The following is a 21,213-nucleotide window of genomic DNA, read 5'->3' on the forward strand; positions in this document are numbered from 1 at the left end:
TATGTCTGGCCATTTTGCACCTCAGTGTCAGGTACGATACCTAACTATAGAAGGTGTCTACTGATCATGGGTAACTCGGAAACTTAACGCCTCAATCAGCCGACGCGTTAGCGGTCGGCTGCATTGAATTGTTAGGTAACTCTTCGCCCTCGCCAAGCAATAAGGGCAGTATATGATTTCTACTAAGCCGATGATGCGTGGCATTTTTATATTTACTGTCATGTGCATTTAGCAACAGAACGATTAAGAGATTTCGGTTCGGAACAAACTGAATCAGAGCGGTGTAGCCATAGTCAGTGCTGCCTCCCATCTGAATGATGGATTCACCACTAATTTCGACCTGCGCTAAACTCCCCAGCAACCACCGTTCATTTGCTTTAGAAAAAGCTAAGTTTGACGCCCCTACAGGGAACATGGCTCCGTTTTTAAGTGCAGCAGACCAAATAGCTAAATCATCAATTGACGTAACCATACCACCAGCACCAATTAGTGCCCAGGTTAAGCCTTTTTCAAAAGTGGTAAGGCCTTGGTCATCTCCTCCGTAGCCGCGAGCTAAGTTATTTAATGATACTCGTTGATCTTGGTAGAAACCGGTGCTCTTCAAGTTTAACGGGGTCAGTAAGTTGTCGTGAACATAATCCTGAAATGGTTGTTCGCTCACTTTCTCTACGATAGCAGCCAAAAGAGTGTACGCCGCATTGGAATACGCAATTTTCTCGCCAGGCTTACCAATTAACGGCATTTCCAAGATTCTGCGTTCAGCCTGAGCTTTATCCATCAACTCAAAGTCAGACTCATTGTGGAAATTATCCAATCCGCTTGAATGCCCTAAAAGCTGCGTAATTGTTATAGGCTTTATTTCATCAGGCGCCGTTGGATAAAAATCTCCAATCGTGTCAGAAAGCTGTAGTTTTTCTTTCTGGGCAAGTTGTAGCACGGCTGCTGCGGTAAATGTTTTTGCAATTGACCCCATATCAAAGATTGCTGCAGAACTATTTTTCACAGAATCTTCCCTGTCAGCATAGCCATAGGCGCTCTTGAATAAAACAACGTCTCTTTGAGCAACCAGAACAAGCCCATCAAAAGTTCCGGCCTTATGCTCTTGTTGAAGTTCTTCAGCCAAACTAGCCATTGCGGCTTTATCTGACTGAACAATTGAAGAAACACTGCGATAATCAGAACCCGCACTACAACTTGAAAGTGCTAAAGCAAATATAAAAATGGCTAGACGATTCATAGTATTTGTAAGTTACCTAACGCTCAAAGCAGCTGCGCGGTACGCGTCGGCTGGCTTTGCTTGTTAGCAGCCTGAGCCGGACTTTCGCGGCTTGCCGCACTGGCAAACCTGAACAACGGCAAGCTGCTTTTTATTAAAAATTAATCCAGCCAACTGCGATACGGCAAGCCAACCGGAACCTAAAAACGATTTAAGCGAAGCCACAAAGAACAACGCTACCGCCACCACCGTTTGCAGCAAACCCGCAAACTGCCGAACCTTAACTTTTGGCGCTGCCGCTAAGAAAACCACACGTGAGCAAGGCCGAACAAAACAACTGACTGAAACCGTTAAAACCCGAACACCTGCTAACGCTCAAAGCAAGCGCGCGGTACGCGTCGCTTTGCCTTTGCTTGTTAGCAGCCTGAACCGGACTTTCGCGGCTTGCCGCACTGGCAAACCTGAACAACGGCACGCTGCTATTAATTAAAAACTACACCAGCCAGCTGCGACACAGCGAGCCAACCGGAACCTGTAAAACTATTAAGCGAAGCCACGAAGAACAACGCTACCGCCACCACCGTTTGCAGCAAACCCACAAACTGGCGAGCTTTGACGATTTGCTAGTGTCGCTTGGTAAGCCAAACACGAGCTAGGCCCGAACAAAACTACTGACTAAAACCCTTAAAACCCCGAATGCCTGCTAACGCCGCCCACAGCGGCGAGCGTAGCGAGTCCGGCAGCCAAAGGCTGCGAATTGCTGGGCCTTGTTATGCGGCATGCTCGAACTCCACTGTGTAAAAATCATGTTCTTCGTTAACTTGGCAAAGATTGTAACCTTTGAAATAAATCACGTACTTACCGGGTTGCACACAATACTCTTCAAGCGGCTCTCTTGGCCAACCAAAAACACCTAGCCGCCCACTCAAAATAGTTATTTGAGTTTTAACCTCAAAATCAGGTTCCTGTTCACTCTGGTATTTTTCACCTGGAGCAAAAGGTTTCACTCTTGCAGTTATATCTCCTTCAGGACACAGAGCAACAATATTGGTTAGGGCGTTGAATCGCTGAAACACGTGTTGATCACTCCAATCTTCAGGAGCATCAGGATCTAATCCAGCGTCGGCGATATAAAACTGTCTATAAGTTGAGTCGATAGTATGAGTTTTCATGCTTTAACCGCATAACGCTCAAAGCAGCTGCGCGGTGCGCGTCGGCTGGCTTTGCTTGTTAGCAGCCTGAACCGAACTTGCGCGGCTTGCCGCACTGGCAAACCCGAACAACGGCACGGCTGCTTTTAATTAAAAAACTACACCGGCCAGCTGCGATACGGCGAGCCAACCGGAACCAGTAAAACTATTTAAGCGAAGCCATTAAGAACAACGCTACCGCCACCACCGTTTGCAGCAAACCCACAAACTGGCGAACTTAACCTTTTGGCGCTGCCGCTAAGAAAACCAAACGCGAGCAAAGCCGGAACAAAACTACTGACTGAAACCGTTAAAACCCGAAAACCTGCTAACAGCTTAATAAATTGGAGCTTGCACGCTTTCACGCAGTGCTTGCTCCCTTCTATCTTTAATAATTGGCAACAAACTATCCAATAACCCCACCTAAATCAACAGAATTTTAACGGTTTACCTGGCGGTGAGTGTAGAAAGCAGGTTTATACCTTGCGATTAATTTGCTAACAATATATTCACCAAAACTGTGTATCCATACATGCAATTTGAGACCACTCAGCCGCGTAAGTTAGCGATAGTGTTTATCAACCCTGAGGTTACTTTTAACCTGTTTTGTCCAGCAGTATTTGCTGTTCGAAAAGACCAAAAAAAGGGCGCCGTAGCGCCCTTTTCAGCTTATACAAAATCGTTAAAAACAATCACCCGGTACGCGCACAAACCCTTCCATTAACACCCGCGCGCTGCGGCTCATAATGGCTTTGGTTACTGTCCACTGGCCGTTAACCTGGGTTGCCGCAGCACCTACGCGTAAGGTACCAGACGGATGGCCGAAGCGCACGGCTTCGCGATCCTCACCACCGGCTGCCAGGTTAACCAGGGTGCCGGGAATGGCAGCGGCGGTGCCGATGGCAACGGCTGCGGTGCCCATCATGGCGTGGTGCAATTTACCCATCGACAGCGCCCGGACTAACAAGTCGATATCAGTGGCATTTACCTGCTTACCGCTGGAGGCCACATAGCTTTGTGGCGGCGCGACGAAGGCGATTTTTGGCGTATGCGCCCGCGCGGCAGCCTCAGAAATATCGCTGATCAGGCCCATTTTTACTGCGCCATAGGCGCGAATGGTTTCAAAGCGCGCCAGTGCTGCATTGTCGCCATTGATGGCCTCTTGCAGCTCGGTACCGGTGTAACCAATGTCGCTGGCATTAACAAAGATAGTCGGAATGCCGGCGTTTATTAGCGTCGCGTTAAAACTTCCCACACCGGGTACGTCCAGCATATCAACCAGATTGCCAGTGGGAAACATGGCACCACCGCCCTCGCCTTCATCGGCGGCCGGGTCTAAAAACTCAATTTGCACTTCAGCCGCAGGGAAAGTCACACCATCGAGTTCAAAGTCGCCGGTTTCCTGCACTTCACCATTGGTCATCGGCACATGGGCAATAATGGTTTTGCCAATATTGGCCTGCCAGATACGCACGGTGCAAATGCCGTTTTGCGGGATGCGATCTTGCGCCACCAACCCATTGCTAATAGCAAAAGAGCCAACCGCTGCAGTTAAGTTACCGCAGTTACCGCTCCAGTCGATAAACGGCTTGTCTATCGCTACCTGGCCAAACAGGTAGTCGACATCATGCTCGGCTTTGGCGCTTTTGCTTAAGATCACCGTTTTGCTGGTGCTGGACGTTGCGCCGCCCATACCATCGGTGTGTTTACCGTAAGGGTCCGGGCTGCCGATAACCCTTAGCAGCAGGTTGTCACGTGCTTTGCCCGGTACCTGAGCTGCAGCGGGCAAGTCAGTCAGTTTAAAAAACACGCCTTTGCTGGTACCGCCACGCATGTAAGTGGCGGGGATTTTGATTTGAGGAGCAGCCATTACACTGCTCCTTGCAAAAAGTCCTGCGCAAAACGCTGCAGTACACCGCCGGCTTCGTAAATCGACACCTCTTCTGCGGTGTCTAAACGACAAGTTACCGGCACATTTAGCACTTCACCGTTAGTGCGGTGAATAACCAGCGTTAAGGTAGCGCGCGGTGTGCGCTCGCCCACTACGTCGTAAGTTTCCGTGCCATCTAAGCCCAGCGTTTTACGGGTAGTGCCAGCGTTAAACTCCAGCGGCAGCACGCCCATACCAATTAAGTTGGTACGGTGAATACGCTCAAAGCCTTCGGCCGCGATGGCTTCAACACCGGCTAAACGCACGCCTTTGGCCGCCCAGTCACGTGACGAGCCCTGGCCGTAATCGGCACCGGCGACAATAATCAGTGGCTGCTTGCGCTGCATATAGGTTTCAATTGCTTCCCACATGCGCATCACTTTGCCATCAGGCTCAACGCGCGCTAATGAACCTTGTTTCACCTTACCATCAACAATGGCCATCTCGTTAATCAGCTTGGGATTGGCAAAGGTGGCGCGCTGCGCGGTTAAATGGTCACCACGGTGGGTAGCGTAGGAGTTAAAGTCCTCTTCCGGCAGGCCCATTTTATGCAGATATTCACCAGCTGCGCTGTCCAGCATAATGGCGTTAGACGGCGATAAATGGTCGGTGGTGATGTTGTCCGGCAATAATGCCAGCGGGCGCATACCTTTTAAGCTGCGCTCACCTGCTAAAGCCCCCTCCCAATAAGGTGGCCGGCGAATATAGGTGCTTTGTGGCCGCCAGTTGTACAGTGGGCTGATTTTCTCACCGTAATCTACGCTTAGCGCAAACATGGGCTCGTATACCTTGCGGAACTGCTCGGGTTTCACGCTTTGCGCCACTACCGCATCAATTTCAGCATCACTTGGCCAGATATCTTTCAGCGTTATCGCCTTACCATCATGGTAGCCCAGCACGTCTTTTTCGATATCAAAGCGGATAGTCCCGGCAATGGCATAGGCCACCACTAAGGCAGGAGATGCCAAAAACGCTTGCTTGGCATAAGGGTGAATACGGCCGTCAAAGTTACGGTTACCGGATAACACCGCTGTGGCGTATAAATCACGCTCTACCACTTCTTTTTGAATTACTGGATCCAGCGCGCCGCTCATGCCATTACAGGTAGTACAGGCAAAGGCGACAATACCAAAACCAAGTTTTTCCAGCTCAGGCAGTAAACCGCCCTCTTCTAAATACAGCTGCACGGCTTTAGAGCCTGGTGCTAATGAGGTTTTCACCCACGGCTTGCGCGTTAAACCCAGTTTATTGGCATTGCGCGCCAGCAAACCTGCGGCAATAACGTTACGCGGGTTGCTGGTGTTAGTACAGCTGGTAATAGCAGCGATAATGACCGCGCCATCAGGCATTTTACCCTCTTCCAGCTCATATTTACCGGCAATGCCTTTAGCGGCTAAATCGCTGGTGGATAAGCGGGCATGCGGGTTAGACGGGCCGGCCATAGTGCGGCCGACGCTGGATAAATCAAACTTCAGTACCCGCTCATATTCAGCCGTTTTCAGGCTCTCGCTCCACAGGCCAGCCGTTTTGGCGTAGGTTTCTACCAGTTTTACCTGCTCTGGCTCACGGCCGGTTAAGGTTAAATAATCCAGTGTTTGCTGGTCAATGCTGAACATGGCCGCGGTGGCGCCGTATTCCGGCGTCATATTAGATATGGTTGCCCGGTCACCCAAACTTAAGCTGTCGGCGCCTTCACCAAAGAATTCCAGGTAGCTTGATACCACTTTTTCTTTACGTAAAAACTCGGTCAGTGCCAGCACGATGTCGGTGGCCATAATGCCAGGTTGCGCTTTGCCGGTAAGCTCTACACCGATAATATCCGGCAGGCGCATCCAGCTGGCACGGCCTAACATGACGCTTTCAGCCTCTAAGCCGCCAACACCAATGGCGATAACGCCCAGTGCATCCACATGCGGCGTATGGCTGTCGGTACCCACTAACGTATCGGGAAAGGCCACGCCATCTCGGGCATGAATTACCGGTGACATCCGCTCTAAGTTGATCTGGTGCATAATGCCGTTGCCCGGTGGAATGACATCGACGTTTTTAAAGGCTTTTTTCGTCCAGTTAATAAAATGGAAGCGATCGTCGTTACGGCGGTCTTCAATAGCGCGGTTTTTCGCAAAAGCGTCTTTTTCAAAGCCGGCATGTTCCACCGCTAATGAGTGATCAACGATTAGTTGCGTTGGTACTACCGGGTTTACTTTGGCCGGATCGCCGCCTTTTTCGGCGATGGCATCACGCAGGCCGGCTAAGTCGACCAGTGCGGTCTGGCCTAAAATATCGTGGCACACCACGCGGGCCGGAAACCACGGGAAGTCTAAGTCGCGTTTGCGATAAATCAGCTGCTTTAATGCATCGGTTAGCATGGCCGGGTCACAGCGGCGCACTAAGTTTTCTGCATGCACACGCGAGGTATACGGCAGTTTGGCGTAAGCGCCGGGCTCTATGGCATCTACCGCGGCCTGGGTATCAAAATAATCCAGGTTGGTGCCGGGCAGTTTTTTACGGTATTGGCTGTTCATTGTAATTACCTGTTTGTCTTGGTTATAACCAGACTGAGGTTTAACGCACAAACCGGCTTGACCACGCCAACACGCCGTAAACCCATCCCTGGGGGCTCGTCTCAGCCCATCCGGGGCTTCAACGGTTGGCTTAGATCAAGCCGATTTGGCTTTATCACCTGAAGCTGAACTATCTATTTGTTTGCAGCAATGTGAGGTTGGAACCCCGCTAGCGCAGCCACAGAGTGTCTGAGTCCTGCCGTAGGCATAAGGACGAGTTGCTGTGGCGAGCATGGCGGGTGTTGCAACCGATCAGTTTCTACGCCCCTCAATGCTGCTGCTCTGTTAACCGCGAGCGGCAAGCGGCTTCACGCTACGTGGCTCTACGCCAACGTAGTCGGCACTTGGCCGGATAATACGGTTATCGGCGCGCTGCTCCATCACGTGGGCGGCCCAACCGGTTAAGCGGCTGCAGACGAAAATCGGCGTGAACAGCTTGGTTGGAATACCCATGTAGTTGTAGGCCGAGGCATGGAAGAAGTCTGCGTTACAAAACAGCTTCTTCTCACGCCACATTACCGCTTCACAGCGTACAGATACGTCATACAGCTTAGTATCACCGTTCGCCTTAGCCAGCTTCTCAGACCATTCCTTAATAACCGCATTGCGTGGATCAGACTCTGAGTAAATCGCATGGCCAAAGCCCATGATCTTCTCTTTGCGTTCCAGCATGCCCAGCAGTTTTTGCTCGGCATCATCAGCGTTATCCATCTTTTCAATCAGCTCCATCGCCGCTTCATTGGCACCACCGTGCAGTGGGCCGCGTAATGAACCGATAGCACCGGTAATGCACGAATGCATATCGCTAAGTGTGGACGCACACACACGGGCGGTAAAGGTAGAGGCATTAAACTCATGCTCAGCATATAAAATCAGTGACGCCTGCATCACATCGATATGCAGGGCTGATGGTTTCTCACCGTGTAAGGTCCACAAAAACTGCTCGGCGATAGAGTTGGCGCCGGTTTCAACGTCGATACGCTTGCCGTGGTGGCTGTAGTTATACCAGTAGTTAACCAGGCCCGGGAAAATCGCCAGCATACGGTCGGTCGCATCCTGCTGCTGGTCGAAGCTTGCTTCCGTTTCCAGGTTACCCAGCATAGAGCAGCCGGTGCGCATCACATCCATCGGATGGGCGCTGGCCGGAATGCGCTCTAATACATCTTTTAATGCCTGTGGTAAGCTGCGCAGGCTTTTTAATTTAGCTTTATAGGCATTTAACTCAGCCTGTGTTGGCAACTCGCCTTTTAAAATTAGGTGCGCCACTTCTTCAAAGCTGCACTGTGCGGCTAAATCTTTTACATCATAACCACGGTAGGTTAAGCCAGAGCCGGTTTTACCCACGGTAGACAGCGCCGTTTTGCCGGCGACCTGACCGCGCAAGCCTGCGCCTGAAAGTACTTTACCTGTTGACATGGTGTTCTCCCCGTTGTCTTTAAATTAAAAGCTCAATATTCAACACTAACAATTACGATTTTTTGCTGCTAAACAGCTGATCGAGTTTTTCTTCAAAGCTGTGGTAGTTTAAAAAGTCATACAGCTCAGCACGGGTTTGCATGGCGTCTACCACGGCTTTCTGATCGCCGTTGTCTAAAATAGATTGGTATACATTCAGTGCCGCTTTATTCATCGCCCTAAAGGCGCTTAACGGATACAGCACCATGGCCACGCCAACACTGGCCAGCTCAGCTTTGTTGTAAAGTGGCGTTTGACCAAATTCAGTGATATTGGCCAGCACCGGCACCTTAAGTGCTTTAGTAAAGGCCTGGTATTGCTCCAGCGTATGCACCGCTTCGGCGAAAATGGCATCAGCACCGGCGTCCTGACAGGCGATAGCGCGTTCAAGGGCCGCATCCAGCCCCTGCTGTGCTAAGGCATCGGTGCGCGCCATAATAAAGAAGCTCTCGTCCGTGCGGGCGTCAACACTGGCTTTCACCCGGTCGACCATTTCATCTAAGCTAACGATTTCTTTGTTAGGTCTGTGGCCGCAGCGCTTTTGCGCCACCTGATCTTCGATATGAAAGCCGGCCGCGCCAGCACGGGTCATTTCTTTTACGGTACGGGCAATATTAAAGGCCCCGCCCCAGCCGGTGTCGGCATCGACCAGCAGCGGTAAGCTGGTGGCGCCGGTAATACGGCGGATATCTTCACACACATCGTTTAACGACGTCATGCCTAAATCCGGCAAACCAAAAGAGGCGTTAGCCACACCGGCACCCGATAAATACAACGCCTGATGGCCGGTACGCTCGGCCATCATTGCCGTGTAAGCATTGATAGTGCCGACAATTTGCAGTGGTTGATTTGCACTTATCGCAGCGCGTAGTTTTTGTCCGGCAGTCAGTGTGCTCATGTTAGTTCCCCGTTTGGTCCAGTTGTTTTTCGATATTACGCCGCGATGCCGCTATATGGCGGCGCATCAATAGGTCGGCCAGTTCACCATCGCGATTGGCAATGGCATTAAGAATAGCTTTATGTTCGTCAAATGCCCGCGATACCCGCGGCCCGTTCATGCCCAGCTGTACCCGGTACATCCGCACCAGATGGTATAACTCATCACATAAGATATTGATTAAATACTCGTTTTTGCTGCCCAGAATTACCCGGTAATGAAAGTCTAAATCACCGGCTTCCTGGTAGTAACTTTCGCCTTCGCGCACCCGCTGTGTACTTAAATGCTGATCCAGCAAGGCTCGCAGCTCAGCAATTTCATCATCGGCCATATGCTCGGCAGCCAGCCGGCACGCCATACCCTCCAGTGTCTCGCGCAGTTGATATAACGACAACAAACCCTGTGTCGACAATTTCACCACCCGGGCACCGGCATTAGGAATACGCTCAATCAGGTGACATCGCTCTAAGCGGGCTAAGGCTTCGCGCAGTGGTGCACGGCTTAAATCAAAACGCTTAGCCAGTTCCGGCTCACTTATTTTGCTGCCGGCGACAATATCGCCTTCAACAATAGCACGCTGAATTTCCAACAACACCCTGTCGGCAGCAGTAATAGGGGCGCGTAATGAAGGATGTAAAATAGGCATAATTGTCGACATAAAAAAAGAATAATGTAGTTTTATAGCCTTTTATGCGCTAAGTCAAGCTAACAAATAACAGTATTGTCGACAATTAGACTAAAGTTTGCCGTTATGACTTTACAGCCATTACCGCCACGGCATGTATTAGCACCCATAGTTATGCCGCTGGCACCAGTTTTTTTTTAGATTTTTTGTTTATTAAATAAACAGAGATAATACTTTATGACTCTAAGTAAGCTGGCGATAGTACTTGCCCCCAAAACAGGTTAAACGCAGTAATATTGCCCGTTTCACGGAATAAGCTGGGGATAAGTTGAGGATAAGCTGGCAGTAAAAAAGAAAAAGCACCATTGCTTCAACGCTGTCAGTGCAGCTTTCATACGAGGCAAAATATCGTGCATTAACTACACTACATCTTACCTCCACCGACTTTGTAGTATGTAACGATAGCGCACGGCTCATTCCCTATGAGCCATTCCCCTAAGCCCGGAACAATGCGGATTGGTTCCGGGCTTCTTTTACCTAATACATTGAATTTAAGCCGCTTTTCTTGCCAGGCTAAACAGTTTATAAAAGTTAGCGGTCGTCTGCTGTGCCAGCTGTTGCAGCTCAATGCCCTTCACCTCAGCCACCGCTTTTGCCACGGCAGTCACATAAGCCGGCTGGTTGGTTTTACCACGATACGGCACCGGTGCCAGGTAAGGTGCGTCGGTTTCTATCAGTAGACGATCCAGTGGCAGTTTTTTTACCACGCCGCGCAGCTCATCGGCATTACGAAACGTCATAATACCGGATATCGAAATATAAAAGCCCAGATCCAGCGCCGCTTTGGCAGTAGCGTAGTCTTCGGTAAAGCAGTGCAGTACACCACCGGCGTTGTCTGCCTGATGGCTGCGCATTAAGGCGATAGTGTCAGCACGGGCATCGCGGGTATGGATGATCAGCGGTTTACTCAGCTGTTTGGCGACCTGAATATGGCTGACAAAGGCATCCTGCTGACTACGTTTGGCTTCTGGTGCATAAAAGTAATCCAGCCCGGTTTCTCCCACGGCTACCACATCAGAGCTACTGCATTTTTCCAGCAACAGCTCGGCAGAAACCGTATCCTGCTGATGCAGCGGATGCTCACCGCAGGAAATGGACACCAGCGAAAAGTCAGCAACCTGCGCGCGCATCTGCTCAAACTCTGCCAGGCTGACACAAACGCACAGCATATGTTCTATTTGCTGCGCTTGTGCATTAGCAATAACCTGCTCCAGGCTTAGCCCGAGCTTATCCAGCTCAAGCCGGTCCAGGTGACAATGTGAATCTACAAACAAAGGCTACTCTCGCGTTTTTATAAGGTTGCGATAATGACGTTAAATAGTGTGGGTCGGATCGGCCGAATTCAGCATGCCGCCCAATAGTTTCTCAATCTGGGCACCAAGCTGGGCTTTATCGTCGATAAAGCTAATACCAATGCCCGCCGGGTTAGAACTTTGTGAGCCGTGCGGCGTGATCCAGGCTACTTTGCCTGTTACCACTATGGGTTCCAGTGAATCCGGCAAGGTAACACTTAACGCCAATGACTGCCCCATCTTGTATTGCCGCGGGGTGCGCACAAACAAGCCACCGCTTTTCAGAAACGGCATATAACTGCGGTACAAGTCTTTTAAATCGTTAAAGCCAATAGTGAGCTCTTCCATATATCCTCCACTTAACCTTGCAGCCGTTTTAGCTCGGTTAAGAAAGCGCTTAAGGCAAGTTGCTTATTCTGCCCTAAAATTTGTATTTCGTCACGGCACCAGCGGCTATACAGTTGATGTATCGCCAGAATGCGTGCCGGTGCCATATCAGCCAACTGCGGCAACAAGCGACGGCGTAAAAACCAGCCCAGTAATGTTGTCACTGCGGTTGCCTGCTCTAACTGCTTAACCGTTTGCGATAACGACTGGGTATCATTAAAAAAAGCGGCCAGGTGATTAAGTAACAGCTCAAGCTGATCTGCTTCACCAGACTCCAGCATCGTCAGGGCTTTTAACGGTGCACCCGCACAATAGTGCAGCAAAAAATCCGGCACTGCCCTGTTACTTTGCTGCGCCAGCCAGCCCTGAGTGTCGTCACCGTACTCTGCCGCCAGTGACCAGTGCTGACACCGGCTAAGCAGGGTTGGCGCCAGGCTATTGCTAGCCTTGGTTTGCAGAATAAGAAAACTGTCCTGTGGCGGCTCTTCCAATGTCTTTAACAGCGCATTGGCAGCAGCTTCGGTTAATTTTTCCACGTCTGGCAATAACACCACTTTATTGCGCTGCTGCTGGGCACGCCCAGCCATAAACTGACTGAGCTGTCGTATCGCATCTACGCCGATACTGGTACCGCTGCTGTCAATAATTAGCAAGTCAGCATGGCTGCCAGCCTGGCGTAATAAACAGCTTTTACACTGACCACAGGGCACCGTCTGAGCTGTACACAGTAACGCGGCCGCCAACCAGTTCGCCAGCTGATGTTTGCCAATACCTTCTGGCCCGGCCAATAACAAGCCATGCGCCAGTTGTCCGGTCGTTAGCAAGGTATTCAGCTGCTGCTGATAGCGGGTAAGCCAGGGCAACATCAAGCCGTCAACACCTGATCCAATGCGGCCTTAAGCTGCTGCTGCACCTGCGCCAACGCCTGACTGGCATCAATAATGGCAATGCCCGGCTCGCTGTGGGCAATTTGCAAATATTTTTGCCGGGTGCGCTGGAAAAAAGCCAGTTGTTCCTGTTCTATCCGGTCGAGTTCACCGCGCTGGCGTGCCCGCTCCAGACCAACGGCTGGGTCAATATCCAGATACAAAGTTAAATCGGGGCGTAGCTCTCCCAGCACAGCCTGGCGCAGCTGATTGATAAACTGCTCGTTTAGCTGACGGCCGCCGCCCTGATAAGCGCGGGAAGACATATCGTGCCGGTCGGCCAGCACCCATTTGCCTGCGTCGAGCGCCGGACGAATAACATTTTGCAGCAACTGCATCCGGGCGGCATACATCAGCAGCAATTCGGTTTCTGCTGCCACCTGCTCTGTACTGTGCAGTTGTTTTACCAAATCACGCAGCGCCTCTGCCAGCGGCGTACCACCAGGTTCACGGGTACACACCGGCGTAATGCCCCGCTGCTGCAAATACTGCTTAATAAAGGCAATAGCGGTGCTCTTGCCTGCGCCTTCCAGCCCTTCGACGACGATAAACTTAGGCTGAGATGTCATTAGTGCTCTCCAAGAATATATTTTTTCACTGCAGCATTATGTTGTTGCAACGTTGCCGAAAACTGATGCGTACCATCCCCTTTACTGACAAAATAATACAGTTCGGTTTCAGCCGGTTTCGCTGCTGCCTGTAACGACGCCCGGCTCACCAGACTAATAGGCCCGGGCGGTAGGCCCCGATGACGGTAGGTATTATACGGGTGCGGATTGTTCAGATCGGCCCGGGTAATATTGCCATTAAAGTCGGGCAAACCGTAAATGACGGTGGGATCGGTTTGCAAGCGCATATTTTTACGCAGCCGGTTCACAAACACTGAGGCGACCAGGGTTTTCTCCGGCGGATAACTACTCTCTTTTTCAATAATCGACGCCAGTATTAACAGCTGATAAGGGTTCTGTAGCGGCAAGTCGCCATGGCGCTGCTGCCAGGCTTGTTCCAGCTCGGCTAACAACTTTTGCTGCGCCCGGCCAATCAGGGCACTGGCTTTACTGCCCGCCGTGTAATAATAGGTGTCAGGGTAAAGTAACGCTTCACTGCTCTGAGGCGGCTCGCCCCACTGGGCGGGCCATGGCAACATGTGCAATAACTGGCCGGCAGAGGCTACGTCTTGTTGCAGATACTCGGCGTCGGCCAAACGTTGCAAACTTTGTTGTACCGTTTCGCCTTCAATCAGGGTAACAGCAAACTGCGCTTCGCGGCCACTGCGAAACAGTGCCAGAACCTGCAGCAAGTTGCGCTGATCCGTTACACGATATACCCCCTGCTGCACCGCAGCCTCTGCCGGATGCAGCTTCAGGTATACACGTAACATCAGGCATTGTGTATTCGTCACTAACTGCTGTTGCTGCCATTGCCGGCACAGCGTCGTCGCCGAGCTGCCTGCTGCTACGGTATGAATGCCAGCAGGTAATGGCAGTGCTATCTGTTGTACATAGCGCACCGCAGCATAATAGGCCACGGCCAGCGCCACGCCCAATAACAGAATAAGTCTGATCGATTTTAACATATCACCTGCTTTGTAAACTGTTCTACGTCCGTCATGGCTAAATTACGATTGGCCAAGCGGCGCACCGGCACTATACCCATCAGCGCATTACAAATAAACATCGCGTCAACGCTATCAAGCTCGGCGGCGGTCCAGTCTACTTCACGAATATCGACACTTTGCATAATATGCTGACGCATCACACCGGCGACGCCGGCGCGTGTCAGTGCCGGGGTATACCATTGGCCGGCACGCTGCAAAAATACATTGGCGGCAGTGGCTTCAGTGATAAAACCCAGCTGATCCAGTACCAGCAAATCATCAGCAGCGGTACCGGCCAGTTCTTGTTTTAGCAGTACCTGCTCCAGACGGTTATTATGCTTAAGCCCGGCAAGTGCGGGTTGTACTGCCAGTTGTAAACGTGCCAACTGCAGGCATATTCCTTGTGTCTGCTCCTGGCGGTAATCCGGCATAGGGCTGACACTGACATAAATATTAGGGCGACACCCATCAGCCGGTGCATAACCCCGGCCAGCATCACCGCGAGAAATTAGCAGCTTAATCACCTGCTGTGCCGCCGTTACCGCGCCGTGAGCTTGCTGCTCCACCCTTTGCCAGTCGATGGCAGCAAAGCCTAACTGCGACGCTGCACGCTGTAACCTTTGTAAATGCAAAGGCCACAGTAAGATGCTGCCGGCACGCACCTGCATGGTGGTAAAAATACCATCGCCATAATTAAAGCTGCGATCAAAAGGACTGATTAGCGCTTGCATAGCCGCCACCGAAAACCAAACTGACGGCAGTATGCCTTAAAAAGCCGATAAAACAAAGGCTGCACTATGGCAGCCTTTGTTGAGTACGTAACAGATTAACGTTGTAAAAACAGCTAATTATACCCGTTTAAACAGGATAGAACCGTTAGTACCACCAAAGCCGAAGGAATTACACAGGGCATATTCCATCTTGACCTGGCGTGCCTGGTGCGGCACATAGTCCAGATCACAACCTTCGTCCGGGTTATCCAGATTAATGGTGGGCGTCACCAGCTGATCCTGTAACGACAACACGGTGATAATCGATTCTACCGAACCGGCCGCACCTAATAAATGACCAATCATCGACTTGGACGAACTGACCATTAACTTATCCAGGTTGTTGGCAAATACCGACTTAATTGCCATAGTTTCCGCAATATCACCAGCTGGCGTTGAAGTACCATGCGCATTGATATAGGCCACTTGTTCCGGATTAACCTGAGCGTCGTGCAGCGCATTTTTCATCGCTAACGCGGCGCCGGCACCATTTTCCGGAGGTGATGTCATATGATAGGCATCGCCACTCATACCAAAACCAACCAGTTCGGCATAGATCTTAGCGCCACGCGCCTTGGCGTGTTCATACTCTTCCAGCACCATAACACCAGCACCATCGCCCAGTACAAAACCATCACGGTCTTTGTCCCAGGGACGACTGGCCTGCTGTGGCGCGTCGTTACGGGTAGATAATGCCCGCGCCGCGCCAAAGCCGCCCATGCCCAGCGGCGTAGAGGCTTTTTCGGCACCTCCGGCGATCATCACATCGGCATCACCGTAGCTTATCATCCGCGCCGCATGGCCAATATTGTGCACCCCTGTGGTACAGGCAGTCACTATACTGATATTCGGCCCTTGCAAGCCCAGCATTATCGACAGCTGACCGGCAATCATATTAATGATGGTCGACGGCACAAAAAACGGTGATAACCGTTTTGGCCCACTGTTGATTAGCTTGGTATGGTTTTCTTCAATCAACCCAAGGCCACCGATACCTGAACCAACCGCAGCGCCGATACGGGGCGCATTTTGCTCAGTAATTTCGATGCCAGAGTCGCGAAACGCCTGAATACCAGCGGCCACGCCATACTGAATAAACAGATCCATTTTTTTTGCTTCTTTGGCAGAAAAAAACGGCTCTACATCAAAGTCTTTCACCAAACCAGCAAATTTAGTGGTATAGGCACTGGTATCGAAATGCTCTATCAGTGAGATACCACTTTTGGCTTGCTGTAAGCCCTGCCAGCTTGAGGCAACATCATTACCCAGCGGCGTTAACATGCCTAAACCGGTAACAACCACACGACGTTTTGCCACAAAACCCTCCGCCATGGACATTTTCATCGATCTTAAAACGAAAACGGGTAGCTTAGCTACCCGTTCTGCAAGCTGATAACTTACTCAGCGTGTGCTTTGATGTAATCAATAGCAGACTGAACAGTAGTGATTTTTTCAGCTTCTTCGTCAGGAATTTCAGTATCGAACTCTTCTTCCAGCGCCATCACCAGCTCAACAGTGTCCAGTGAGTCAGCGCCCAGGTCGTCAACGAAAGACGCTTCGTTTTTCACTTCGTCTTCTTTAACGCCCAGTTGTTCAATAATAATTTTCTTAACGCGTTCTTCGATGTTGCTCATCTTTTCTTCCTTTTTCTCATATAAATCGCAACAGTTCGTGCAATTTTGTGTGGCGCTAGTTTATGCGTAAGCTCACAGGGTTGCAAGCTTGACGATCAGCATTTTGCGCTGGTCAAACCTGCTTAGCTGCATTGGCTTACACCATATACATACCGCCGTTTACGTGAATTGTTTCACCATTAATATAGGCTGCCTGGTTCGAGGCCAAAAATGCCACTGTGGCCGCAATTTCTTCCGGCTGGCCTAAACGGTTAGCCGGCACCTGAGCAAAAATGGCTTCTTTTTGTTCATCCGACAACTCTTTGGTCATGTCGGTATCAATAAAACCCGGCGCTATCGCATTGACCGTAATACCACGTGATGCCACCTCGCGAGCGAGTGACTTGGTAAAGCCCAGTACACCGGCCTTAGCTGCAGCATAGTTTGTCTGGCCCGCGTTGCCCATAGAGCCAACTACTGAACCTATGCTGATAATACGGCCAAAGCGCTTTTTCATCATGCTGCGCAGTACTGCTTTACTTAAGCGATACACCGAGTTTAAGTTGGTTTGCATAATGTCAAACCACTCTTCATCCTTCATCCGCATTAACAGGTTGTCGCGGGTAATACCGGCATTATTAACCAGAATATCAATTTCGCCAAACTGGTTTTTTATCTCGGTTAAACATTGCTCAATCGATTCTGTATCGGCCACATTTAACACCAGACCACAGCCATTGTCACCTAAATAACTGCTGATGGCCGCAGCGCCTTTCTCTGACGTTGCGGTACCCACTACTTTGGCACCCAATGCAGCTAACTGCTCGGCAATAGCGCGACCAATACCACGACTGGCCCCGGTTACCAGAGCCACTTTGCCTTCTAATGAAATAAATGCTGTCATGTTAAATCCTTAATTCTCTGCCACAAGCGCTGCTTGGAGTGTGGCAACGTCACCCACTGAAGCGGTGGATAATGCTTTATCGATACGTTTAATCAGGCCACTTAGTACCTTACCGGCGCCCAGTTCCAACACGTCAGTTACGCCCTGTGCCGCTAACCACTCTATGGTTTCTGTCCAGCGTACCGGGCTATATAACTGACGCACCAGCGCATCTTTAACGGCCACATTGTCTGCAGCGATAGCAACATCAACATTATTGACTACCGGTATGACAGCATTGTTAAAGTTTAATGCCGCTAAATCCTGCGCTAATTGCTCGGCCGCCGGGCGCATTAAGGCGCAGTGTGACGGCACGCTTACCGGTAATGGCAGTGCACGTTTGGCGCCGGCCGCTTTACATAATTCACCGGCACGTTCTACCGCCACTTTATGACCAGCAATCACCACCTGACCCGGTGAGTTATAGTTAACGGGCGATACCACTTCGCCCTGCGCAGCCTGTTCACACGCTGCAGCAATAGCCGCATCGTCCAGACCGATAATAGCCGACATAGCGCCAACCCCGGCCGGCACGGCCTGCTGCATATAGTTACCGCGTTTTTCAACCAGCTTTACCGCATCCGCCAGCGTTAATACGCCGGCACACACCAGCGCTGAATACTCACCCAGTGAATGCCCGGCAAAATAAGCGGGGGTAGCACCGCCCTGCTGCTGCCATAAGCGCCACACCGCCACAGACGCGGTCAACAGCGCTGGCTGGGTACGGTGAGTTTCATTTAAATCCGCTTCCGGGCCTTGTGCTACCAGGGCCCATAAGTCATAGCCAAGTGCGTCAGATGCCTCAGCAAAGGTTTGTTTTACTATGTCAAATTCGGCATGTAAATCGGCAAGCATGCCAACGCTTTGTGAGCCCTGACCTGGAAACACAATTGCAAGTTTGGTTGTCATAATAGGTCCTGCAAGTATTGAAATTAATACTGGCTGATGCTTAGTAACGCACCAGCGCCGACGCCCAGGCGAAACCGCCGCCAAAGGCTTCCAGTAATAAGGTTTGGCCACGCTGAATACGGCCATCACGGATGGCTTCATCCAATGCAGTTGGCACCGTGGCCGCAGAAGTGTTGCCATATCGGTCCAGGTTGATAACCACCTGCTCCATCGACATATCTAATTTGCGCGCCACAGCGGAGATAATACGCAGGTTAGCCTGATGCGGCACCAGCCAGTCAATCTGTGATTTTTGCAGATTATTCGCGGCCAGCGTTTGCTCAACCACTTCAGAGAGCTTGGTCACGGCAACTTTAAACACATCGTTGCCTTTCATTGAACCCCAGGATTGATGCACAGATTGCTCATCACCGCGGATCGGGTTATCGACATACAGCAGCTCTGAATATTTGCCGTCAGCATGTATATGGGTAGACAAAATACCCGGCTGTTCAGATGCTTCTAACAACACGGCGCCGGCGGCATCGCCAAATAAGATCACCATGCTTCTATCTTCCGGCGACACCAGGCGGGATAAACAGTCGGAGCCTATCACCAAAATACGTTTGGCAATGCCAGTTTTAATATACTGATCAGCAACGCTTAAGCCATAACAAAAGCCGGCGCAGGCCGCGGCAATATCAAAAGCCGGAATAGCTGGAATATCCAGCTCGCGCTGAATTTCACAGGCGGCACTGGGCAGAGCGCGCGACGCGCTGGTCGTGGCACAGATAATCATGTCTATGCTGTTTTTATCAATCCCGGCGGCGTCAATCGCTTGCAAAGCGGCCTGTGCGCCCATAGTGGCAACGCTTTCATCGTCGCCAATAATGCGCCGCTCTTTAATGCCGGTGCGTTCGATAATCCACTCGTCTGTGGTTTCAACCATAGACTCCAGATCAGCGTTACTGCGAACCTGAGACGGGAAATAACTCCCGGTACCTATAATGCGTGAATACATGAGGACCTACGCTTTATCAATTAATACGTGTTCCAACCGATCTTTTATCTTAGCGGGTACCTGACGTTCAACCTCACGCACCGCTTGCCGGATGGCACTGAGAAATGCATCTTTAGTCGCATTTCCATGACTTTTCACTACAATTCCGCGCAATCCTATCAGACTTGCACCGTTATAGTGGTCGGGGTTCACGCCCTGATAAAGGTTTTTTATAAAAGGTTTGATTAACCAGCCGAATAATTGCGCAGTGACCTTGTCTTTAATGCTGGACTCAAAGCGGCGCAGGATAAGTTTTGCCACCCCTTCACAGGTTTTCAGCGCTACATTGCCAACAAAGCCATCGCAAACGATAACATCGGCCTTACCGGTAAAAATATCATTGCCTTCTATGTAACCAATATAGTTAATGTCGTTACAGTCGGACAACAGCATAGAGGCGCGCTTTATTTGGTCAGAGCCTTTAATTTCTTCTTCGCCCATATTCAGCAGCGCTACCTTGGGCTGGCTAATGCCAATGACTTCTTCGGCCATTACGGCGCCCATCACGGCAAACTGAAATAAGGTGTCGGCGTCACAGTTTACCGTGGCACCTAAATCCAGCATATACACCGGGTTGCCTTCTACTGCTGGCAAAGCGCTAACCAAGGCCGGACGGTCAACGCCATTGAGCATTTTCAGCACAAAGTGCGCCATGGCAATTAGGGCACCGGTATTGCCGGCACTGACACAGGCCTGCACCTCGCCTTTATCAACCAGATCCAGCGCTACCCGCATAGAGGAATCACGCTTAGAGCGCAAGGCAACAGAGGGTTTGTCGGCCATTGACACCACCTGGCTGCTATGCCGAATGCAAAGTTGCGGATGCGGGAACACACCGTGCAGCTTTAACTGCTCGGTTAACAGGGCTTCATCGCCACAAAGGATAAGTTGGAGTTCTGGAAATTCGCAAATCGCTGCCAAAGCGGCAGGAATAGTAGAATGGGGGCCGTGATCGCCCCCCATCATGTCTAAGGCAAGTGTCAGCTTAAGCGGCTGCACCCGGTGCACTCAGACTTATTTTACTTTACGGCCTTTGTAGTAACCATCGGCAGTAATATGGTGACGACGGTGTGTTTCGCCGGTAGTAGAATCAACTGACAGCGTTGGGCCAGTTAATGCATCGTGTGAACGACGCATGTCGCGGCGTGCACGTGATTTTTTGTTTTGCTGAACAGCCATGGTATTTCTCCTAAACTCACTTTTTCTTTAATTCTGCCAGTATAGCGAAAGGATTGGGTTTTTCCGGTTCCGGGCCTATGTCACCAAAGCTCATCGATGCCGCACTAACGGAGCAAACCGCTTCGTCGTGCATCGGAAACAGTGGTAACGCCAGAATCAGCTCATCTTCCACTAACTGCCGTAAATTTATTTCGCCGTGCTCGTCTTTCTCGATCACGTCGTAACGCTCAGGAATTAACTCCAAAGCAGCGTCATCATCCGGTTTAACCGGAGTGTATGCAAAATTGCAGTCCAGCGACACTGTCATGGCTTCGCCACAACGTTCGCAGGTTACACTCACTTCGCAAGAAGCGCTACCCTGTATTACAGTCAGGCCTTGCTGGTCAGTACCGCATTCAACTCGTACCGCTACCTCGCCGTCAGAATGTATCAGGCTTTGCGTTAATCGGGTTAGCGTAGCCAGCAAAATAACGCCTTCATAATCAGAACGTTTTTGCGCGGCTTTAACCGGATCTATAGTAACGGGCATTTTTACTTTTTGCATAAGGCGCGCATCATATAGAAGCCACCCTGCACTGTCA

At 50.7% G+C, this 21,213-nt stretch carries 21 protein-coding genes; all 21 read right to left on the minus strand.

The features are described from left to right. Positions 1 to 91: 91 nt before the first annotated feature. A complete protein-coding gene (locus EYB30_RS16320; RefSeq protein ID WP_166840190.1) occupies positions 92 to 1,237 on the minus strand; it encodes a serine hydrolase domain-containing protein in 1,146 nt (381 codons plus the stop codon). 749 nt (positions 1,238 to 1,986) lie between these two features. Then, the gene (locus EYB30_RS16325; protein ID WP_166840192.1) at positions 1,987 to 2,388 is read right to left on the minus strand and encodes a hypothetical protein; all 402 of its coding nucleotides are present in this window, start codon (positions 2,386 to 2,388) and stop codon (positions 1,987 to 1,989) included. Between the two features lie 700 nt (positions 2,389 to 3,088). Beyond that, complete coding sequence (prpF, locus tag EYB30_RS16330; protein ID WP_166840194.1) at positions 3,089 to 4,276, minus strand: 2-methylaconitate cis-trans isomerase PrpF; 1,188 nt, start codon at positions 4,274 to 4,276, stop codon at positions 3,089 to 3,091. Next, positions 4,276 to 6,861: a Fe/S-dependent 2-methylisocitrate dehydratase AcnD gene (gene acnD / locus EYB30_RS16335; RefSeq protein WP_166840196.1), complete on the minus strand. Its 2,586-nt coding sequence runs from the start codon at positions 6,859 to 6,861 to the stop codon at positions 4,276 to 4,278. The genes prpF and acnD overlap by 1 nt, the downstream gene beginning before the upstream one ends. Before the next feature lie 324 nt (positions 6,862 to 7,185). Beyond that, the gene (gene prpC, locus EYB30_RS16340) at positions 7,186 to 8,316 is read right to left on the minus strand and encodes a bifunctional 2-methylcitrate synthase/citrate synthase (RefSeq protein ID WP_166840198.1); all 1,131 of its coding nucleotides are present in this window, start codon (positions 8,314 to 8,316) and stop codon (positions 7,186 to 7,188) included. A gap of 52 nt (positions 8,317 to 8,368) precedes the next feature. Further along, positions 8,369 to 9,253 (minus strand): methylisocitrate lyase, encoded by an 885-nt coding sequence (prpB, locus tag EYB30_RS16345; protein WP_166840200.1) that lies wholly within the window; start codon positions 9,251 to 9,253, stop codon positions 8,369 to 8,371. A gap of 1 nt (position 9,254) precedes the next feature. Beyond that, positions 9,255 to 9,938 (minus strand): GntR family transcriptional regulator, encoded by a 684-nt coding sequence (locus EYB30_RS16350; RefSeq protein WP_166840202.1) that lies wholly within the window; start codon positions 9,936 to 9,938, stop codon positions 9,255 to 9,257. A gap of 530 nt (positions 9,939 to 10,468) precedes the next feature. Next, positions 10,469 to 11,251 carry a TatD family hydrolase gene (locus EYB30_RS16355; RefSeq protein WP_166840204.1) on the minus strand — a complete coding sequence of 261 codons (783 nt, stop codon included), beginning with the start codon at positions 11,249 to 11,251 and terminating at the stop codon, positions 10,469 to 10,471. A gap of 39 nt (positions 11,252 to 11,290) precedes the next feature. Beyond that, on the minus strand, positions 11,291 to 11,617 hold the full coding sequence (locus tag EYB30_RS16360; RefSeq protein WP_166840206.1) for a PilZ domain-containing protein: 327 nt from the start codon (positions 11,615 to 11,617) through the stop codon (positions 11,291 to 11,293). 11 nt (positions 11,618 to 11,628) lie between these two features. Continuing rightward, positions 11,629 to 12,522: a DNA polymerase III subunit delta' gene (holB, locus tag EYB30_RS16365; protein ID WP_166840208.1), complete on the minus strand. Its 894-nt coding sequence runs from the start codon at positions 12,520 to 12,522 to the stop codon at positions 11,629 to 11,631. Next, on the minus strand, positions 12,522 to 13,151 hold the full coding sequence (gene tmk / locus EYB30_RS16370) for a dTMP kinase (RefSeq protein ID WP_166840210.1): 630 nt from the start codon (positions 13,149 to 13,151) through the stop codon (positions 12,522 to 12,524). The genes holB and tmk overlap by 1 nt, the downstream gene beginning before the upstream one ends. After that, a complete protein-coding gene (mltG, locus tag EYB30_RS16375) occupies positions 13,151 to 14,158 on the minus strand; it encodes an endolytic transglycosylase MltG (protein WP_166840213.1) in 1,008 nt (335 codons plus the stop codon). The genes tmk and mltG overlap by 1 nt, the downstream gene beginning before the upstream one ends. After that, entirely contained in the window at positions 14,152 to 14,910 is a 759-nt protein-coding gene (gene pabC, locus EYB30_RS16380) for an aminodeoxychorismate lyase (RefSeq protein ID WP_166840215.1), read from the minus strand. Before pabC ends, mltG begins: the two co-directional genes overlap by 7 nt. A 117-nt stretch (positions 14,911 to 15,027) precedes the next feature. Further along, on the minus strand, positions 15,028 to 16,266 hold the full coding sequence (fabF, locus tag EYB30_RS16385; RefSeq protein ID WP_166840217.1) for a beta-ketoacyl-ACP synthase II: 1,239 nt from the start codon (positions 16,264 to 16,266) through the stop codon (positions 15,028 to 15,030). Between the two features lie 80 nt (positions 16,267 to 16,346). Next, positions 16,347 to 16,583: an acyl carrier protein gene (acpP, locus tag EYB30_RS16390; protein ID WP_008223041.1), complete on the minus strand. Its 237-nt coding sequence runs from the start codon at positions 16,581 to 16,583 to the stop codon at positions 16,347 to 16,349. 136 nt (positions 16,584 to 16,719) lie between these two features. Continuing rightward, positions 16,720 to 17,466 (minus strand): 3-oxoacyl-ACP reductase FabG, encoded by a 747-nt coding sequence (fabG, locus tag EYB30_RS16395; RefSeq protein ID WP_174978762.1) that lies wholly within the window; start codon positions 17,464 to 17,466, stop codon positions 16,720 to 16,722. Between the two features lie 9 nt (positions 17,467 to 17,475). Further along, a complete protein-coding gene (fabD, locus tag EYB30_RS16400) occupies positions 17,476 to 18,414 on the minus strand; it encodes an ACP S-malonyltransferase (protein ID WP_166840220.1) in 939 nt (312 codons plus the stop codon). Positions 18,415 to 18,454: 40 nt separating this feature from the next. Further along, on the minus strand, positions 18,455 to 19,414 hold the full coding sequence (locus tag EYB30_RS16405; RefSeq protein ID WP_166840222.1) for a beta-ketoacyl-ACP synthase III: 960 nt from the start codon (positions 19,412 to 19,414) through the stop codon (positions 18,455 to 18,457). Between the two features lie 6 nt (positions 19,415 to 19,420). Then, positions 19,421 to 20,461, minus strand: coding sequence for a phosphate acyltransferase PlsX (gene plsX, locus EYB30_RS16410; protein WP_174978763.1), 1,041 nt, complete (start codon positions 20,459 to 20,461; stop codon positions 19,421 to 19,423). 6 nt (positions 20,462 to 20,467) lie between these two features. Beyond that, positions 20,468 to 20,632, minus strand: a complete 165-nt coding sequence (rpmF, locus tag EYB30_RS16415) for a 50S ribosomal protein L32 (RefSeq protein ID WP_008223049.1) — start codon at positions 20,630 to 20,632, stop codon at positions 20,468 to 20,470. Positions 20,633 to 20,648: 16 nt separating this feature from the next. Continuing rightward, positions 20,649 to 21,176, minus strand: coding sequence for a 23S rRNA accumulation protein YceD (gene yceD / locus EYB30_RS16420; RefSeq protein WP_166840226.1), 528 nt, complete (start codon positions 21,174 to 21,176; stop codon positions 20,649 to 20,651). Positions 21,177 to 21,213: the final 37 nt, after the last annotated feature.

The sequence above is a fragment of the Rheinheimera pleomorphica genome (assembly GCF_011634895.1).
Lineage (GTDB): Bacteria > Pseudomonadota > Gammaproteobacteria > Enterobacterales > Alteromonadaceae > Alishewanella > Alishewanella pleomorphica.

What these genes read in the sequence shown, in the direction of transcription:
- EYB30_RS16320 (WP_166840190.1), bottom strand. Translation starts at nt 1,237, where the DNA reads ATGAATCGTCTAGCCATTTTTATATTTGCTTTAGCACTTTCAAGTTGT.
- EYB30_RS16325 (WP_166840192.1), bottom strand. Translation starts at nt 2,388, where the DNA reads ATGAAAACTCATACTATCGACTCAACTTATAGACAGTTTTATATCGCC.
- prpF (WP_166840194.1), bottom strand. Translation starts at nt 4,276, where the DNA reads ATGGCTGCTCCTCAAATCAAAATCCCCGCCACTTACATGCGTGGCGGT.
- acnD (WP_166840196.1), bottom strand. Translation starts at nt 6,861, where the DNA reads ATGAACAGCCAATACCGTAAAAAACTGCCCGGCACCAACCTGGATTAT.
- prpC (WP_166840198.1), bottom strand. Translation starts at nt 8,316, where the DNA reads ATGTCAACAGGTAAAGTACTTTCAGGCGCAGGCTTGCGCGGTCAGGTC.
- prpB (WP_166840200.1), bottom strand. Translation starts at nt 9,253, where the DNA reads ATGAGCACACTGACTGCCGGACAAAAACTACGCGCTGCGATAAGTGCA.
- EYB30_RS16350 (WP_166840202.1), bottom strand. Translation starts at nt 9,938, where the DNA reads ATGCCTATTTTACATCCTTCATTACGCGCCCCTATTACTGCTGCCGAC.
- EYB30_RS16360 (WP_166840206.1), bottom strand. Translation starts at nt 11,617, where the DNA reads ATGGAAGAGCTCACTATTGGCTTTAACGATTTAAAAGACTTGTACCGC.
- holB (WP_166840208.1), bottom strand. Translation starts at nt 12,522, where the DNA reads ATGTTGCCCTGGCTTACCCGCTATCAGCAGCAGCTGAATACCTTGCTA.
- tmk (WP_166840210.1), bottom strand. Translation starts at nt 13,151, where the DNA reads ATGACATCTCAGCCTAAGTTTATCGTCGTCGAAGGGCTGGAAGGCGCA.
- mltG (WP_166840213.1), bottom strand. Translation starts at nt 14,158, where the DNA reads ATGTTAAAATCGATCAGACTTATTCTGTTATTGGGCGTGGCGCTGGCC.
- pabC (WP_166840215.1), bottom strand. Translation starts at nt 14,910, where the DNA reads ATGCAAGCGCTAATCAGTCCTTTTGATCGCAGCTTTAATTATGGCGAT.
- acpP (WP_008223041.1), bottom strand. Translation starts at nt 16,583, where the DNA reads ATGAGCAACATCGAAGAACGCGTTAAGAAAATTATTATTGAACAACTG.
- fabG (WP_174978762.1), bottom strand. Translation starts at nt 17,466, where the DNA reads ATGACAGCATTTATTTCATTAGAAGGCAAAGTGGCTCTGGTAACCGGG.
- fabD (WP_166840220.1), bottom strand. Translation starts at nt 18,414, where the DNA reads ATGACAACCAAACTTGCAATTGTGTTTCCAGGTCAGGGCTCACAAAGC.
- EYB30_RS16405 (WP_166840222.1), bottom strand. Translation starts at nt 19,414, where the DNA reads ATGTATTCACGCATTATAGGTACCGGGAGTTATTTCCCGTCTCAGGTT.
- rpmF (WP_008223049.1), bottom strand. Translation starts at nt 20,632, where the DNA reads ATGGCTGTTCAGCAAAACAAAAAATCACGTGCACGCCGCGACATGCGT.
- yceD (WP_166840226.1), bottom strand. Translation starts at nt 21,176, where the DNA reads ATGCAAAAAGTAAAAATGCCCGTTACTATAGATCCGGTTAAAGCCGCG.